Raw genomic sequence first — 16512 nt, 5'->3', positions numbered from 1 at the left:
TTACGGCTGTCCAGCCGGCCCCTCGCCGTTCTCGCGCGCCGGGGCACCTTGCGGCTCGATGTTCTCCGGCGCGGTCGCGGCCGGACCATCCTTTCGCGAGAGCATCCGCCGGCCGCAGACGGCAGCCAGCGCGCCAAGCCCCATCAGAACCACGGCGAGATTGATGATCCAGCCGAAGAACCAGAGGTAGTGTGTCATCGACAAAAGAACGATACCCGCAGCCGTCGCCAGCAGCTTGTTGGTCAGCGATGGGGATATCGGTTTGATCCGCGACAGGATCGCCCAGGCAAAGGCATAGGCTGCCACCAGATAGGCCAGCACGCAGCCAACGAAGATCGCCAGCACCACAAAGGGAATGAAGACGATGCCGACAATCGTGATCGCCGCAACCGGCACCGCGCCCACCAGCATGGACAGCGCCAGAAAGCCGTAGCACAGCGACGCAAGCGGCTTTGCCATCAGGCGCGCGCGGGTCGCCTCTGTGCGTATGGGCACAAAGTTGAAGAAGATCGCAGCGACGATAACGTAGGCGATCAGCGTCACCAGAAAACCAGCCAGCAGCGCCCAGAAACCGTCGTCGTGGCCGAAGGTCTTTTCCCCGGCGATCTTCACCGCTTCCTTGCCTGCGGCAATTTCGGCTGCCGTGCGCACGGTGCCGTTTTCGCGCAGGTCATGCAGCGCTTCGCCCGCCGCCGTCATCTGCGCCAGCGAGGAGAGCGCCGCACCGGCAACCCGCCGGTGGATGACGCGATCGGCCGCGATCACGCTTTCGGGGATTTCGATATTCTGCGGCCCGACATAGGACAGCAGTCCTGCAATCTTCGCATCGGGTCCGAAGGTCAGATTGTCGACCGCCAGCATCACATCGCCGGTGATCGTACCGTTGATGGTGACATCCTGCGCCACCGCCAGCAGGCTGCCGGCAAGATCGGAGTCAATCTCGACCGAGCGGGCAGCGATCCGGCTGTTGCCGCCGACCGTGGCTTTCGTTTCGACCGCGACCGAATAGGCCGAGACCGACAGATCACCGCCGACCGGACCATCGACCGCAACCCAGACACCGGCCGCATAGAGGTCGCCGGAAACGGGCGCATCGACGCTGACATGACCGCCGGCGATATGGGCGTCCTTGGCCACCGGGCCGTCAAGGGAGGCTGAAAAACCCGAGACGAAAGCGCTGCGCGGGCTGTCCGTATCGAGGTTGGACATTTTCCCGCTGGCATAGGTATCGCCGCCAAAGACCATGACATCATCATCGGCAAACACCACCGATGGTATCAGTGCCAACAATGCTGCAGTGAGCAGCCGTTTTGCCGTATCGATCATGATGTCCCTCTCCTGAATGCGGGGGCGACGCCAAGCCCCCGGCGCCCGTCACCGCAATCATGCCGTGTCTGTAGAGAAATAGCTATCTCTGTTGACACCCCGGTGACACGATCAACGCGTTTTATGCGGCGGTGACGGCTGTCGGCAGGCCATAATGGCCTCTGTAAGCGCGGTCATGTCGCCTTTGCGCGCATCCGAACGCCGCCAGGCAAGGCCGATGGAGCGCGCCGGCATCGGGTCCGCAAAGGGCAATATCGAAAGCGCGGTGCGCGCGGTTTCCGCCGCAATGGCCATCTCCGGTATCAGCGTCATGCCCATGTCGTTTGCAACCATCTGCAGCAGCGTCGTCATCGAGGTGGCGCCGACATTGACAATGGCCCGCCGCGGCGTGCGGGTGCAAAGCGCCAGCGCCTGATCGCGCAGGCAGTGCCCCTCCTCCAGCAGCAGCAGCCGTTCGGGCGCAATACTCGCCTGTGTCAGCGGAGAGGCCAGCACGGTCGTGTCATTGCGCGCGACGGCCATGAAGAACCGGTCCTCGAACAGCTTTACGGTTGAAAGCCCGTCGCGCTCCAGCGGCAGCGCGGCAATCACCACATCAAGCGTTCCCGCCTCAAGATCATCAAGCAGCCGGTCGGTGACCGCCTCCCTCAGGGAGACCTCGGCATCGGGAAAATGCGTGTTCAGATAGGGTACGAGCCCGGGGATCAGATAGGGCGCAACGGTGGGAATGAGGCCAATGGCGAGAGGGCCCGAAAGCGGCGTGACGGACGGCTTTGCCGCACGCTCCAGCGCAGCCATCGCCGCAAGCACCGTGCCCGCATGGCCAAGCACGCGCTTGCCCTCCGGCGTCAGCAGAACCTGTCGGCGGCCGCGCTCGACAAGCCGCACACCCAGATCGGCCTCCATCTCCATGATCTGCGCGGAAAGTGCGGGCTGGCTGACATTCACCGTCTCGGCGGCATGGCCAAAATGGCGTTCGCGCGCCAGCGCTTCGAAATAGCGGAGTTGTTTGAGCGTTACCATAGGTTTTTCTTATCTAAAAATACAGAAATCACAATTGGAAATTATTCCAAACCAATGCGATGATTTTACTGCGTCCCCAAGTTTGCGGCACACGCCGTGAAAATGCCGTGTTTTCGGCATGACAATATGTCCAGAGAAGGAGGAAACCATGACCGACAAGAAACCGACATTGACGACGACGGCCGGCGCTGCGCTGCCGGACAACCAGAACTCGATCACCGCCGGCCCGCGCGGCGGCGTGATGATCCAGGATTATCAGCTGATCGAAAAGCTCGCCCACCAGAACCGTGAGCGCATCCCCGAGCGCGTGGTGCATGCCAAGGGCTGGGGCGCGTTCGGCACGCTGAAAATCACCGGCGACATTTCGCAATACACCAAGGCCAAGTGTCTCCAGCCGGGGGCGGAAACGCCGATGCTCGCGCGTTTTTCCACCGTCGCCGGCGAACTGGGTGCGGCAGATGCCGAGCGCGATGTGCGCGGCTTTGCCCTGAAATTCTACACCGAAGACGGAAACTGGGATCTGGTCGGCAACAACACGCCGGTGTTCTTCGTCCGCGATCCCTACAAGTTCCCGGATTTCATCCACACGCAGAAGCGCCACCCGCGCACCAATCTGCGCTCCCCGACGGCAATGTGGGATTTCTGGTCGCTGTCGCCGGAAAGCCTGCATCAGGTCACCATTCTGATGTCCGACCGCGGCATCCCGGTCGACCCGACCTTCATGAACGGCTACGGCTCGCACACCTATTCGCTGTGGAACGAGGCCGGCGAACGCTTCTGGGTCAAGTTCCATTTCAAGACGGAACAGGGCCATCAGCACTACACCAATGATGAGGCCGAAAAGCTGGTCGGCAAGAGCCGCGAAACCTATCAGGAAGCGCTGTTCGACAAGGTCGAGACCGGCAAATATCCGCGCTGGAAGCTGCAGGTGCAGATCATGCCGGAAGCGGACGCCGACAAGACATCCTATAACCCGTTCGATCTCACCAAGGTCTGGCCGCACAGCGACTATCCGCCGATCGATGTCGGTTATATGGAATTGAACCGCAACGCCGACAATTACTTCGCCGAAATCGAGCAGGCGGCGTTCTCGCCCTCCAATATCGTCCCCGGCATCTCGCATTCGCCGGACAAGATGCTGCAGGCGCGCATCTTCTCCTACGCAGACGCCCACCGCTACCGTCTCGGCACCCATTACGAGGCGCTGCCGGTCAACGCGCCGAAATGTCCGGTCCATCACTACCACAAGGATGGCCAGATGAACTTCTTCGGCCAGAAGACCGGGGCAACTGATGCCTATTACGAACCCAACAGCATGGGTGGCGCGGTCGAGGACAAGTCGGCCATGGAGCCGCCGCTCGCAATCGAAGGCAATATGGGCCGGTTCAATCATCGTGAGGGCAATGATGACTTCTCACAGCCCCGCGCATTGTTCGAACTGTTCGATGACGGTCAGAAGGCGCGTCTGTTCGCCAATGTTGCCGCGGCCATGGGCGGCGTGCCGGGCGAGATCATCGAGCGCCAGCTCGCCCTGTTCAAACAGGTCCACCCCGACTATGAGGCCGGCGTGCGCGCCGCGCTGAAGGAAGCCCACGGCTACGAGGCCAACGCGATCTCGACGCCGGGAACACCGAACGCCGCGGAATAAGCTCAGCCGTTGAAAACGGTCCGGAGGCCGGCGTCATCCGCGTCGGCCTTTTTTTGTGTAGCGATCGGCCAGCGCCTACCAGCTGGCAGAAACATGTCCCTGCTTCATCCGCTGCGGACGCGACAGCGCCTTCACGCCCAGATCGATATCCGAAGACACGTCCACCGCGCTGATGTTGTCGAGCGAGGCGATGATGTGGTTGGAGAGCGCATTTGTCAGCGAAACAGAAGCGCCGGGCCGCTTCATCAGGCCGATCTGAACCGGCGGCAGCGGCGGAAAGCCATCGGCCTGGGAAAGCACGCGCATGCCGTTGCGCAGCGCTGATTCCGGCAGGATCGAGATCGCCATGCCGGCAAGCACGGCTGATGCCACCACCGTTGCCGACCAGCTGGTAAACAGAACGCGATATTCGCGATCCACGCCTTCAAGGGCAGAGATCGCCAGCTGACGCCAGCGGCAGTCACGACGCCCGACGGCAAGCGGCACGGGGCGGTCTATCGGCAGGGCGTGGTTGGCAGAGGCAACCCAGCACAGCGGCTCGGTGCGGACAACTTCGGAATTGCGCGTGCGCGGATTGTGGGTGACCAGCGCCATATCCAGCTCGCCCCGCTTCAGCCGTTCGACCAGATCGTTGGAATCCTCGCAAACGATATAAAGCTCGACATTGGGATGCGATTTCGCAAACCGGTTGATGATATCGGGCATGTAGCGGTCGGCATAATCATCCGGCGTGCCGATGCGGATCAGGCCTTCGAGGCGATTGTCATCGAAAGCCGAAATCGCTTCGTTGTTGAGCCGGATGATACGGCGCGCATAATTCAGGAGCTTGTCGCCCTCGTCCGTCAGCCGCACCCCGCGGCCATCCTTGGTAAACAGCTGTTTGCCGATCCGCTCCTCAAGCCGGCGCATCTGCATCGACACGGCCGACTGGGTCTTGAACACCTGTTCTGCAGCACGTGTGAACGACCCGTTGTCCACGATGGAAACGAAGGTCTGAAGCTGATCGATATCCAAAGGCGCAACCATAAAACCACCCATCAACACTATTGATGTTTGATATTAGAAACATTCGTTGGACTGATCAATAAGGAATCACCATTTTGTCAAACAACGAAATGAGCATTCCATTGGCAGCGCAACGCACCCTGGCATGAATCGGGTGGCAGCAGCACGTTTTTTTCGGTTTGCTCACATTTGACCGGACGCAGGCGCATCGAAACGTGCGTGGAGGGAATGCAGCCGGAACTGTTTACCGGGCCGCAACCACAATGGGAGCGGCCGACCGAAGGAGGCGACAATGTCGTTGATTGAAAGAGCGTCTGAAAGCCGGTCTCTGGCGCACCGGCCCCACTTCTGGATAGAAGGACTGCGCGCGTTTCGCGCCGCTGTCGCACGCTTTGTGAGAAACCGGTCGGCCATCCGCTACATGAACGAAATGGACGATGCTCTTTTGAAGGATATCGGCCTTGACCGCGCTGAAGTCGAGCGCGCCTACATGAGCACCGTCAAGGAAGACCCGATGGTGGAGCTGCAGCAGGCAGCCTGCAACCGCGCCCAGCGCATGGTGCTCTGACAGCCGGCCATTGATGGCAGGCGGGCTTTATGCCCGTCCGGTTCTGCGCATCCGACATCGCCGGTATTGCGCATTGCTTTTGAAGATTTGACGTCGGTTTGAAGGTCGTATTCCCAACCACGGCCGGAGATAAGCGTCATTTTCCCCGCAGAGTGGTTCAGCCTTCACTCTGCATTTTGCCCGGAAACTCATGTTTCCGGGCTTTTTTGTCCGCGCGTGTCCGGCTGCCAGAGTTCGAGGGGATTGCCTTCGGGATCGTGAATGCGCGCGAAGCGACCGACACCGGGCATATCCCAGTCGGGATTGGTGATCACCGCAATACCCGCCGCCCGCAGACTGTCACACAGCCCGTCGAGGTCGTCGGTACGCAGGTTAAGCATGAAGCTGCGATCTTCCGGAAAATAATCGGAATCGGCCGGAAACGGCGCAAACACCGAAGGGCCGGATGCCGTCTCCCAGCTTCCGTAGGGCACCGAGCCAACATCGAGATGTTCGGCATACCAGACGCGAAGCGCCTCCTGATCACGCGCCCGGAAAAGAAACCGCCAATCCCTGTAACACCCATCGCAAAGCCTCCGCTCAAAACCGGATGCGGCGACTATAGACCGGCAACAGGTGCCTGTCGTTTGGAAATTGACGACTGTTCAGCAGCGGATTTTGGAAAGACCAGTTTCCGGCTCTTTGTCCCGACTTCTAGTACTGAAATTCAGCAAACAGCGGATCGACCGAGCCGTTCCAGCGGCCGTTATAGAGCGCGAGAAGATCCTCTGCAAAGGTCGCCTTCTTGGCGATGATCTCGTCAAGCGTCATCAGGAACACCGCCTCGCTCTGACCGCTGGCATTGAGATTGTTGCGGGCTTTCAGTCCCGCCCGCGCGATCTCGATCACATCGCGACCGACATCAAGCAGCGAGCGGCCACCCATTTCGGCCTTCAGCGCAAGACGGGGAACCTCATCACGCAGGCGGTGGATATCGGCAATCGACCAGTCCGCCGTCAGCTGTTCAGCCTGATCCATGGCGCCTGCATCGTAAAGCAGGCCGACCCAGAAGGACGGCAGCGCACAGATGCGCCGCCAGGTGCCGCCGTCAGCGCCGCGCATTTCCAGAAAACGCTTCAGCCGCACATCGGGAAACAGCGTCGAGAGGTGATTGGTCCAGTCGCCCATGGTCGGCTGCCATGCCTCGATCTCGCCCTTCAACGCACCGGCCATGAACTGGCGGAAGGTGATGTCGGTGCAGTCGCGATAGCGCCCGTCGCGGATGATGAAATACATCGGCACATCCAGCGCCCATTCGACATAGCGCTCGAACCCGAAGCCCGGCTCAAAGGCGCAGTCCAGCAGGCCGGAACGGTTATTGTCGGTATCGCGCCAGATATCGCCGCGCCACGACAGCAGCCCGTTCGGTTTTCCCTCGGTGAAAGGCGAGGACGCAAACAGCGCGGTTGCCAGCGGCTGCAGCTTTTGCGACAGCGCCATTTTGCGGCGCATGTCGGCTTCCGAGGAGAAATCGACATTCACCTGGATCGTGCAGGTCCGATACATCATGTCGAGGCCCTGGCTGCCGACTTTCGGCATATAGCGGGTCATGATCTCGTAGCGCGATTTCGGCATGCGCGGGGTTTCTTCAAGGCGCCATTTCGGGCTGCCGCCGACACCGAGGAAACCGATCCCCATCGGTTCGGCCACGGCGCGCAGCACCGCCAGATGCCGGTTCGATTCCCGACAGGTCTCGTGCAGGGTCTTCACGGCGGCGCCCGAAAGTTCGAACTGGCCGCCCGGCTCCAGCGAGATCGCGCCCATGCCGGCGGGTTCGGCAAGACCGATGATATTGTCGCCATCCATGATGGCATCCCAGCCGAGCTTTTCCTTCATGCCCGCCAGAATGGCGGAAATCGAGTGCTCGCCCGCATAGGGAACCGGCGAATTGTCGGCCTTGAAGAAAGGAAATTTCTCATGCTCGGTGCCGATCCGGAATTCGGCTTCGGGCTTGCAGCCGGTTTCCAGATAGGCAGCGAGTTCTGCCGTGTCGGTAATCGGCGTGTCGTCGGAAATGTCACGGGCCATGGAAGCGTCCTCGATATCAAATGCCGGTTCGGGCCGGTCGTCCCCGCTATTGGCCCGGTTTTTCCGGACGATCAAGTCAATTTCCTTGATTGGGGCGTAAATGCACGTGGACGTGACCCGTTTGTGTGCGCGCTGATTTCACATCCAGTCGCCGATTGTGGCCTGAATGACGGCAAGGGCGGCAACGGCAGCGGTATCGGCGCGCAGAATGCGCGGACCGAGCGGTATTGGCGTCACAAACGGCTGTGCCCGCAAAAGAGCACGCTCATCATCGGAAAAACCACCCTCCGGCCCGATCAGCAGCGCCAGTTTTTTCTCCTGAATACCCGCAAGCGCGGTTACCGGGTTCTGGTGCGCGTCGGCCTCGTCGCAGAAGATCAGCCGCCGCCCGTCGTCCCAGTTTTCCATAAGGTCTGAAAGCTTCACCGGGTCTTCCAGTTCGGGGACGGCGAGCACACCGCATTGCTCGGCAGCCTCGGCAATATTGGCCCGTAGCCGCTCGGGTTTTGCAGGCTTGCCCTGAACATGCTGTGTCAGAACGGGCTGGATGCGCCCTGCCCCCATCTCGACGGCTTTTTGCACCATATAGTCCATCCGCCCGACCTTCAGCGGGGCGAACAGATAGGTCAGGTCAGGCAAAGGCGGCTGCGGGCGGGTTTGCTCGATCGGCTCAAGCACGATCTTCTTGCGGGTCGGATAGGAAAGCCGCGACAACCACTCCCCGTCACGCCCGTTGAAGAGCAGAAGCTCGCTTCCCTCCTCGGCACGGATGACATGGGCAAGATAATGGAACTGATCCTTGTCGGCTTCAAATTGTGCGCCGACGGAGAGTTCGGCATCCACAAAAAGGCGCTGCAGGCGATAATTGGCGCGCATAAAGGCTCCCGCGATTCGAATGCGGGTAGCCTAGTACAAATTATACCGGATCAGAATCCCCGGACAGCAGGAAACCTCAGCCGTCGAGACGGTTGATGAAATCGATCAGCAGGGTTTTCAGTTCGCTTTCCTGCACCAGTTCGGCCGCCTCTTCCGGCGAGGTCCATTTGCGCGTGCGCTCATCGGCTTCGGGATATTTCGATTTGGCCTTGCGCACCCGCAGCGGAAACAGATCGACGATACAGGGAACTGATGTGCCATTGTCGAGCCGTTTCAGGTAGGAAAAATTTCCCAGCGGCTTTTCCGAGACCTTGCCCCGGATGCCGGCCTCCTCGAAAGCCTCCTGGGCGGCAACTTCATGCGGGGCCTTGTCGGCCATCGGCCAGCCCTTCGGCGTCACCCAGCGCCCGGTATCGCGGCTGGTGATCAGCAGAACCTCGATCGCGGTCTTCTTTTTGGTTTTCGTGAGCCTGTAGCAGAGGGCGGCGTATTGCTGGCGGGCTTCGCGCATGGTCTTGTTGGCAGCCAACCTGTTGTCTGATGGCATTTCCCGCTGTTTTCCTTCCGGACGTCATGCCTGCTGAAGCACAGACTGGATATCCTGCAAATTTGATAAAAGATGTTTCTATCACAGCTTGCACAGGCCGTAACGACCGGCAGGTGAAGCTTTTATGAAATTTCGGTTTCGCCCGGCAAAACCATCCCGCCGCGCCGCCGCCAGCACAGGGCATCGCGGAACTTTCCGCCAGCGACGCCGTTTTCATTTCAACATGTGACCTTGAGGAAAGGAAAAACGATGCTTGAGTGGATACTGATATTGCTGATTATCGCAGCAGTTGCGAGCCTTCTGGGATTCCGCGGCGTGGCAGGCCTTTCGGCCGGCATTGCGCGTATCCTGATCTTTATCGTCCTTGTCGTTATCCTGATCTCGCTTGTCACCGGCATACTGATCGTGGCCTGACGATACACCTCACGCCCCCTTGTCCCAATAGGATGCGGGGGCGTAGAGCCTGGCCAGAAAATCGATGAACAGCCGCACTTTCTCGGGCAGGAAATTGCGGCTCGGATAGACGGCAAACAGCCCGACATCGTCCGGGCTTTCATAATCGGGAAGGATCTGAACCAGCCGTCCCTCGGCAAGCTCCGGCCCGATATCCCAGGTGGAGCGCAGTGCAATGCCCATGCCCGCCAGCACCGCTTCGCGAATGACCTCGCTCGAATTCGTGACAAGGCGGCCTTCCGGCCGCAGCGCGACCGGCCCCTCAGGCCCTTCCAGCTTCCAGTGTTCGCCGTTATGCGCCGGCAGGCAGACATGGCGGTCAAGTGCGGCCAGGGTTTCAGGCTGTCCCATGCGCGCGACATAGGCGGGCGCGGCACAAAGGACACGCCGGACGGGCGCAAGCTTGCGCGCCACCAGCGTGCTGTCGCTCAACTCGCCGATGCGGATGGCGACATCGAAGCCTTCCGCGACGATATCGACGAATGAATCATTCAGCAGCAGCTCGATCTGCAGCGCCGCGTGGGCATTCATGAAGGTGGCCAGATGGGGCGCAATGTGCATGCGCCCGAAAGATGTCGGCGCGGAAACGCGAAGCCGGCCGCGAACAGCCGACGTGCGCCCCTCCACAAACGCCTGCGCCTCCTCCGCGCCGGCCAGAACCGGCAGGATGCGCTCATAATAGCCACGGCCGGTTTCCGTCAGCATCACCCGGCGGGTGGTGCGCTGCAACAGTCGCGCGCCAAGGCCGCTCTCCAGCCGTTTGATGCTCTTGGAAACCACGGCGGGCGACAGGCGCAATTCCTGCGCCGCCTCGGTCATGCTGCCGGTTGCCGCCACACGGGCAAAGATCTCGATATCGTTGAGGTTCATAGTCCTCACCATTATTTCCATTTTGGAACAAGTGTTAGCATTTGTCTTGCTCTACAGCCAGTGTTAGAACGCGACAGGAGATCGAAACGGCCGGAATGGCGTTTCCTGTTATGCGGAGGTGAGCCCTTGTCAGGCGCAATTGCGTTCAGCACGCCAAAGGCTGAAGTTCTGGCGCGGCGGGACGAGATTATTTCCGATCTGCAAGCCCTGCTGCCCAATGACGCGCTGGTTAGCGAGGGGCGCGAACTGGTGCCGTTCGAGACCGACGGTTTCATTGCCTATACCCGCGTGCCGCTGGCTGTCTGCCTGCCGGAAACCACGGAGCAGGTGGCCAGCGTGCTTGCCTATTGCCATGAAAACGGCATTCCCGTGGTCCCGCGCGGGGCCGGCACCTCGCTTTCGGGCGGCGCCATCGGCCAGGAGGATGCAATCATCCTCGGGCTTTCGCGCATGAACCGCATTCTCGACATCGACCTGCCGAACCGCGCGGCCGTGGTCCAGGCCGGCGTCACCAATATCGCCATTTCCGAAGCGGTGAGGCCCGAAGGCTTTTTCTACGCGCCCGATCCAAGCTCCCAGCTTGCCTGCACCATCGGCGGCAATATCGGCATGAATTCCGGTGGTGCCCATTGCCTGAAATACGGCGTGACCACGAACAACCTGCTCGGTGTCAAACTGGTGCTGATCGACGGCACCGTGATTGATCTCAGCGGCAAGGCGCTCGATTCCGGAGGCTACGACCTGATGGCGCTGGTCTGCGGGTCCGAGGGCCAGCTCGGCATTGTTACCGAGGCCACCGTCCGGCTGCTGGCAAGCCCGGAAGGCGCACGCCCCGTGCTGTTCGGTTTCCCGACATCGGAACAGGCCGGTGCCTGCGTCACCGATATCATTGCCGCTGGCATCATTCCCGTCGCCATCGAATTCATGGACAAGCCGGCAATCGAAATCTGCGAGGCTTTCGCCAAGGCCGGTTATCCGCTGGATGCCGGCGCGCTGCTGATCATCGAGGTCGAGGGGTCGGAAGCAGAGATGGAGGCAATGCTGGCCGAAATCGTCGCGATTGCCGAACGCCACGCCGTGATGGCGATCCGTCGCAGCCAGTCGGCAACGGAAGCCGCACTGATCTGGAAGGGCCGCAAGTCCGCTTTCGGCGCCACCGGGCGCATCGCCGACTATATCTGCATGGACGGCACCGTGCCGCTCAGCCAGCTGTCCTGGGTGTTGCAGAAGACCAGCGAGATCACCGACCGTTACGGCCTGCGCGTCGCCAATGTGTTTCACGCCGGCGACGGCAACATGCATCCGCTGATCCTCTACAATATCAACGACCCGGAAGATGCCGCGCGTGCGGAAGAGGCAGGCGCTGAAATTTTAAAACTCTGCGTCGACGCCGGGGGCTGCCTGACCGGGGAACATGGCGTGGGCATCGAGAAACGTGACCTGATGCGCCACCAGTATTCCGAGACCGACCTGCGCCAGCAGATGGCGGTGCGCGCGGCTTTCGATCCGGACTGGAACCTGAACCCGTCCAAGGTTTTCCCGCTCGAGGGACGAGAATGACTGAACGACTGACACCTGAAAGCGAGGCAGAGGCTGCCGGCATCATCGCCCGTCACTTCGAAAGCGGCGTGCCGCTTGCCCTTTGCGGCGGCAACACCCGCTCGGGCTTCGGCAATCCGCCCGTGGCGGAGATCAGCCTGTCGTCTTCAGCGCTTTCCGGCATTGTCGCCTATGAGCCATCCGAAATGGTGATGACGGCGCGGGCCGGAACGCCGCTTGCGGAAATCGAGGCGGCGCTGCACAAAAACGGGCAGTTCCTGGCCTTCGAGCCGATGGACCATCGCGGCATCATGAACACCGAAGGCACGCCGACGATCGGCGGGGTATTTGCGGCCAATGTTTCCGGGCCCCGCCGTTTTGCTCTGGCAGGAGCGGCACGCGACCATCTGCTCGGCGCGCGGTTCGTGAATGGCAAGGGCGAATGCATCAAGGCCGGCGGCCGGGTGATGAAGAATGTCACCGGCCTCGATCTGGCGCGGCTGATGGCCGGTTCCCACGGCACGCTCGGTTTTCTGACCGAGGTGACCTTCAAGGTGCTGCCCGCCCCGAAGGCCGCCGCGACCATCGTCGTTTCCGACCTCACCGAGGATGACGCCATTGCCCTGATGGCGGCCGCCATGGCGCTGCCGCTGGAAGTTTCGGGTGCTGCCCACCTGCCCTACAGTGTCCGCTCCGCGTTCCTCTCCGGTGCACTTCCAGGCGACAGCGCCACCTGCCTGCGGCTGGAAGGCCTGCCGGAATCGGTCGCCGTGCGGGCTGAAAAGCTGAAAGACTATGCAAGCGCGCTCGGGCCGGTTTTCGAACGCGACGGCTCCGACACGAAAACATTGTGGCGCGAAATCCGCGATGTCGCGCCCTATGCCGAAAAATCGCTGCGGCCGCTCTGGCGTGTCAGCGTCGCCCCGTCCGAAGCCGCAAGACTTGTTGCCGCCCTTCGCCTCGAGGCTGCCGTCGATGCGCTTTACGACTGGCAGGGCGGCCTCATATGGATGCGCATGGATGGCGCACCGGAAGCCGAGCGGGTGCGCGCGCTCGTCAAGACGCATGGCGGCGGGCACGCAACGCTGGTGCGCGCAGACCCGCAAGCGCGCGCCGCAATTCCCGCTTTCGAGCCGCAAGCACCGGCAATCGCGGCACTTTCAGCGCGGATCAAACAGAAACTCGACCCCAAGGGGATATTCAGCCCCGGCAAGATCAACACCGAGGAGATGGCAGCATGAGCGACCCCGAAACGACACCGCCCCCACGCTTTGGCGATGGATGGATGGACCCGACCAAGAACAACGTCATCCTGATCTATATCCTCTATCTGGTCAGTTGCGTGATCTTCATCGCCGGCATCATCGGCCTGATTTCGGCTTACATAAACCGGGACAAGGCTGAGGACTGGCTGAAGACCCACTATACCTGGGCAATCCGCACCTTCTGGATCGCGCTTCTGTTCTCGGCGATTTCCTTCGTGCTGACCTTTGTGCTCATCGGCATTCTCGGTTTTGTCGCAACCGGTGTCTGGGTCATCGTCCGCGTGATTGTCGGCCTGCAGAAGGTCAACCGTTCCGAGCCGATCGAGCGCCCGGAAAGCTGGCTGGTCTAGGCAGCCGCCATGCAGACCCGTTTTTCAGACGAACAGCTCGCCGATCCGAAGGTCGCCGAAGCCGAATCCATCCTGCGCAAATGCGTGCATTGCGGCTTCTGCACGGCGACCTGCCCGACCTATGTGACGCTCGGCAACGAACTGGACAGCCCGCGCGGGCGCATCTATCTAATCAAGGATATGCTGGAAAACGGCCGGCCGGCGGATGAGGAAGTGGTCACCCATATCGACCGCTGTCTATCCTGCCTGTCCTGTGTGACCACCTGTCCCTCGGGCGTCGATTACATGCATCTGGTCGACCATGCCCGTGCCCATATCGAAGAGACCTACAAGCGGCCGTTCATGAACCGCTTCACCCGCGCTGTTCTGGCGGCGGTCCTGCCCTATCCCGCCCGTTTCCGCGCGGCACTTTCGCTGGCAAGGCTCGGGCGGCCGTTTGCGGGGCTTTTCGGCCGCGTTGCCGCCCTGAAACCGTTCGAGGCGATGCTGAAACTGGCGCCGGCGCGCCTGCCGCCCGCATCTTCCGTTTCAAAGCCCGCCACCCATGCGGCAAGCGCCGAAAAACGCGGCCGCGTGGCGCTGCTGACCGGCTGCGCCCAATCGGTGCTCGACCCGGCGATCAACGAGGCAACAGTCCGGCTTCTGACCCGGCTCGGCATCGAAGTGGTGGTGCCGGAGGGCGAAGGCTGTTGCGGTTCGCTGGTCCACCATATGGGCCGCGAGGAACAGGCGCTTTCTGAAGCCCGGCGCAATGTCGATGTCTGGTGTCGTGAAATCGATGCCGGCGGGCTCGATGCCATCATCATCACCGCATCGGGCTGCGGCACCACCATCAAGGATTACGGCCACATGCTGGCGCGCGATCCCGCCTATGCCGAAAAGGCCGAAAGGGTCTCCGCGCTGGCCAAGGACATCACCGAATATCTGACCACGCTCGACCTTGCCGAACAGCAGCGCAAGGACATGACCGTCGCCTATCACTCCGCCTGCTCGATGCAGCATGGCCAGCAGATCAAGGCCGGCCCGAAACTGCTGCTGGAAGCAGCCGGCTTTACCGTGCGCGAGCCGGCGGAAGGCCATCTGTGCTGCGGCTCGGCGGGCACCTACAACATCATGCAGCCGGAAATTTCCGCCAAGCTCAAATCCCGCAAGGTGAAGAATATCGAAGCTGTGAAACCGGATGTCATCGCCACCGGCAATATCGGCTGCATCACCCAGATTGCCTCGGGCACCGCCGTGCCGATCCTGCATACGGTGGAACTGCTGGACTGGGCCTATGGCGGCGAGAAGCCCGAAAAACTGAAAGCGCTGAAACATTCCGCCTAACGCAGCCCGCGTCAGTCGCTGCCAGGCGACATCTGGCTGACGATCCAGCGGTCCAGCACCGAAACCACATAGGCGATCTCGTCTTCATCAAGCGCCCGACCCTCATCGATACCGTGCCATTTCATCAGGCAGCCCCGGCAGCAGGTGGCCGTGGCATGCTGGGCGACAAAGGCCGGATGGCCACGCATCGGCGTCTGTTTTCCGTCATTGGCCGGTGCGGCGGGGGCCAGCCGCTTGCGGATAAAATCCTCCGCATGGGCATTCACCTCCGCCCGGCCTTTTGCCGCGGCATAGGCCCTGTCTTTGGCCGAAAGCGCAAAACGGCTTCTGAACCTCGAATGCGACAGCCGATCGAAAAGCGGGTCGAGGTCACGACGGATCATCTTGCGCCTCAGTTCAGTCTTGCGCCGCTTTCCGTGTCGAAGATGTGCATCCGTTCGGCATCGAAGGTAATCGTCACCGGTTGATGACGCTCATAGGGAACGCGCTCCGGGGTCAGCAGCAGCACCTGATCGCCGCCCGCCGTCATTGTCGCATGGGTTTCGGAGCCGGTGGTCTCGGTAAACTCGATCACGGCTCCGGTCCCTGCCTCGGAAAACGCCACGTGTTCGGGCCGCACGCCGATGGTGATCGCAGCCCCGGCCTGCACTGCGGGAAGCGCCGGCAGCGGCCAGAGCGCGCCGCCCTTGCTGCGCAGCACCGGTGCACCGTCCTTTTCCTCGACCATGCCTTCAATGAGGTTCATGCCCGGCGCACCGATAAAGCCTGCGACGAAAACGTTCTGCGGCCGATCATAGAGCTCAAGCGGGGTTCCGACCTGTTCGATCACGCCGGCACGCATCAGCACGATACGCTCGCCCATGGTCATGGCTTCCATCTGATCATGGGTCACATAGATCATCGTCGTCTCGAGCCTGCGGTGCAGCGCCTTGATTTCGGCGCGCATCTGGGCGCGGAGCTTGGCGTCAAGGTTCGACAGCGGCTCGTCGAACAGGAAGGCTTCCGGATTGCGCACCAGCGCCCGGCCCATGGCAACGCGCTGCTTCTGGCCGCCGGACAGCTCGCTCGGATAGCGCTCCAGCTCCGGGGTCAGGCCCAGCATCTCGGCCGCGCGCTCGACGGCGGCATCCCGCTCGGCGCGCGAGATACCGGCCATGCGCAATGCAAACGCCATGTTCTTGCGCACGCTCATATGCGGATAGAGCGCGAAATCCTGAAACACCATGGCAATGTTGCGCTGGCGCGGCTGCATCTTGTTGGCAACCACGCCGTTGACCAGCACCTCACCGCCGGTGATCTCCTCCAGCCCCGAAATCATCCTGAGCAGCGTTGACTTGCCGCAACCGGACGGGCCGACGAGGACAACGAATTCGCCATCGGCAATGTCAAGATCGAGACCGTGGATGACCTGGCGTTGACCGTATTTCTTGACGATGTCGCGCAGCGTGAGACTGGCCATTGTTTTTCTTTCCTCCGGGGCGCTTTCCTGCGACCGCATTAGCGCATTTTGGCGAATGATGAAATTGCATGACGCAATGCGGGATCAAGAAAGGCAGCAGAATTAAATTTTAGCGAATCGGAAACCAATCCGGGAGGATTGCCGTTACATGTCTACCGGACAAGCAGTGCGAGCAAAAAAACTGCGGTCC

17 protein-coding genes are annotated in these 16512 nt (G+C 61.3%); 7 read left to right on the top strand and 10 right to left on the bottom strand.

Features of this window, described 5'->3' with window-relative positions:
• Nucleotides 1-1326, bottom strand: a complete 1326-nt coding sequence (locus ABID12_RS04735; RefSeq protein WP_354433324.1) for a hypothetical protein — start codon at nt 1324-1326, stop codon at nt 1-3.
• A 111-nt stretch (nt 1327-1437) separates the two neighbouring features.
• Nucleotides 1438-2349 carry a hydrogen peroxide-inducible genes activator gene (locus ABID12_RS04730; protein ID WP_354433323.1) on the bottom strand — a complete coding sequence of 304 codons (912 nt, stop codon included), beginning with the start codon at nt 2347-2349 and terminating at the stop codon, nt 1438-1440.
• Nucleotides 2350-2497: 148 nt separating this feature from the next.
• On the opposite strand from ABID12_RS04730, the gene ABID12_RS04725 reads away from it, so the two are divergent.
• Nucleotides 2498-3997: a catalase gene (locus ABID12_RS04725; protein WP_354433322.1), complete on the top strand. Its 1500-nt coding sequence runs from the start codon at nt 2498-2500 to the stop codon at nt 3995-3997.
• A 75-nt stretch (nt 3998-4072) separates the two neighbouring features.
• Here ABID12_RS04725 and ABID12_RS04720 read toward each other — a convergent pair whose 3' ends face one another.
• On the bottom strand, nt 4073-5023 hold the full coding sequence (locus ABID12_RS04720) for a LysR substrate-binding domain-containing protein (protein ID WP_106310357.1): 951 nt from the start codon (nt 5021-5023) through the stop codon (nt 4073-4075).
• Between the two features lie 271 nt (nt 5024-5294).
• On the opposite strand from ABID12_RS04720, the gene ABID12_RS04715 reads away from it, so the two are divergent.
• Nucleotides 5295-5570, top strand: a complete 276-nt coding sequence (locus tag ABID12_RS04715) for a DUF1127 domain-containing protein (protein WP_354433321.1) — start codon at nt 5295-5297, stop codon at nt 5568-5570.
• 188 nt (nt 5571-5758) lie between these two features.
• On the opposite strand, the gene ABID12_RS04710 is transcribed toward ABID12_RS04715, so the two are convergent.
• The 4 genes from ABID12_RS04710 to ABID12_RS04695 form a co-directional block, all read right to left on the bottom strand.
• Nucleotides 5759-5950 (bottom strand): VOC family protein, encoded by a 192-nt coding sequence (locus ABID12_RS04710; protein ID WP_354433320.1) that lies wholly within the window; start codon nt 5948-5950, stop codon nt 5759-5761.
• 313 nt (nt 5951-6263) lie between these two features.
• Nucleotides 6264-7637: a glutamate--cysteine ligase gene (locus ABID12_RS04705; protein WP_354433319.1), complete on the bottom strand. Its 1374-nt coding sequence runs from the start codon at nt 7635-7637 to the stop codon at nt 6264-6266.
• 138 nt (nt 7638-7775) lie between these two features.
• The gene (locus ABID12_RS04700) at nt 7776-8513 is read right to left on the bottom strand and encodes a 16S rRNA (uracil(1498)-N(3))-methyltransferase (protein WP_354433318.1); all 738 of its coding nucleotides are present in this window, start codon (nt 8511-8513) and stop codon (nt 7776-7778) included.
• Nucleotides 8514-8589: 76 nt separating this feature from the next.
• Nucleotides 8590-9060 carry an NUDIX hydrolase gene (locus tag ABID12_RS04695; protein WP_106310152.1) on the bottom strand — a complete coding sequence of 157 codons (471 nt, stop codon included), beginning with the start codon at nt 9058-9060 and terminating at the stop codon, nt 8590-8592.
• A 249-nt stretch (nt 9061-9309) separates the two neighbouring features.
• On the opposite strand from ABID12_RS04695, the gene ABID12_RS04690 reads away from it, so the two are divergent.
• Nucleotides 9310-9474 (top strand): DUF1328 family protein, encoded by a 165-nt coding sequence (locus tag ABID12_RS04690; protein ID WP_106310149.1) that lies wholly within the window; start codon nt 9310-9312, stop codon nt 9472-9474.
• 9 nt (nt 9475-9483) lie between these two features.
• Here the strand turns inward: ABID12_RS04690 and ABID12_RS04685 are convergent, their stop codons facing one another.
• Entirely contained in the window at nt 9484-10383 is a 900-nt protein-coding gene (locus ABID12_RS04685; RefSeq protein ID WP_106310146.1) for a LysR family transcriptional regulator, read from the bottom strand.
• A gap of 126 nt (nt 10384-10509) precedes the next feature.
• Here ABID12_RS04685 and ABID12_RS04680 point away from each other — a divergent pair, with 126 nt between their 5' ends.
• The 4 genes from ABID12_RS04680 to glcF are packed head-to-tail and all read left to right on the top strand — an operon-like array spanning nt 10510 to nt 14863.
• The gene (locus ABID12_RS04680; RefSeq protein WP_354433317.1) at nt 10510-11943 is read left to right on the top strand and encodes an FAD-linked oxidase C-terminal domain-containing protein; all 1434 of its coding nucleotides are present in this window, start codon (nt 10510-10512) and stop codon (nt 11941-11943) included.
• The gene (gene glcE, locus ABID12_RS04675) at nt 11940-13163 is read left to right on the top strand and encodes a glycolate oxidase subunit GlcE (protein WP_354433316.1); all 1224 of its coding nucleotides are present in this window, start codon (nt 11940-11942) and stop codon (nt 13161-13163) included. Before ABID12_RS04680 ends, glcE begins: the two co-directional genes overlap by 4 nt.
• Nucleotides 13160-13537: a DUF4870 family protein gene (locus ABID12_RS04670; RefSeq protein WP_354433315.1), complete on the top strand. Its 378-nt coding sequence runs from the start codon at nt 13160-13162 to the stop codon at nt 13535-13537. The genes glcE and ABID12_RS04670 overlap by 4 nt, the downstream gene beginning before the upstream one ends.
• A 9-nt stretch (nt 13538-13546) precedes the next feature.
• The gene (gene glcF, locus ABID12_RS04665; RefSeq protein WP_354433314.1) at nt 13547-14863 is read left to right on the top strand and encodes a glycolate oxidase subunit GlcF; all 1317 of its coding nucleotides are present in this window, start codon (nt 13547-13549) and stop codon (nt 14861-14863) included.
• An 11-nt stretch (nt 14864-14874) separates the two neighbouring features.
• On the opposite strand, the gene ABID12_RS04660 is transcribed toward glcF, so the two are convergent.
• Both ABID12_RS04660 and ABID12_RS04655 read right to left on the bottom strand, forming a co-directional pair.
• Nucleotides 14875-15246: a DUF4186 domain-containing protein gene (locus tag ABID12_RS04660; protein WP_354433313.1), complete on the bottom strand. Its 372-nt coding sequence runs from the start codon at nt 15244-15246 to the stop codon at nt 14875-14877.
• Nucleotides 15247-15254: 8 nt separating this feature from the next.
• Nucleotides 15255-16322, bottom strand: a complete 1068-nt coding sequence (locus ABID12_RS04655; RefSeq protein ID WP_354433312.1) for an ABC transporter ATP-binding protein — start codon at nt 16320-16322, stop codon at nt 15255-15257.
• Between the last annotated feature and the right edge of the window lie 190 nt (nt 16323-16512).

Origin of the sequence: Martelella mangrovi, assembly GCF_040545495.1 — a bacterium.
Classification (GTDB): Bacteria; Pseudomonadota; Alphaproteobacteria; order Rhizobiales; family Rhizobiaceae; genus Martelella; species Martelella mangrovi.
This window is presented reverse-complemented; position numbering and strand designations above follow the sequence as displayed.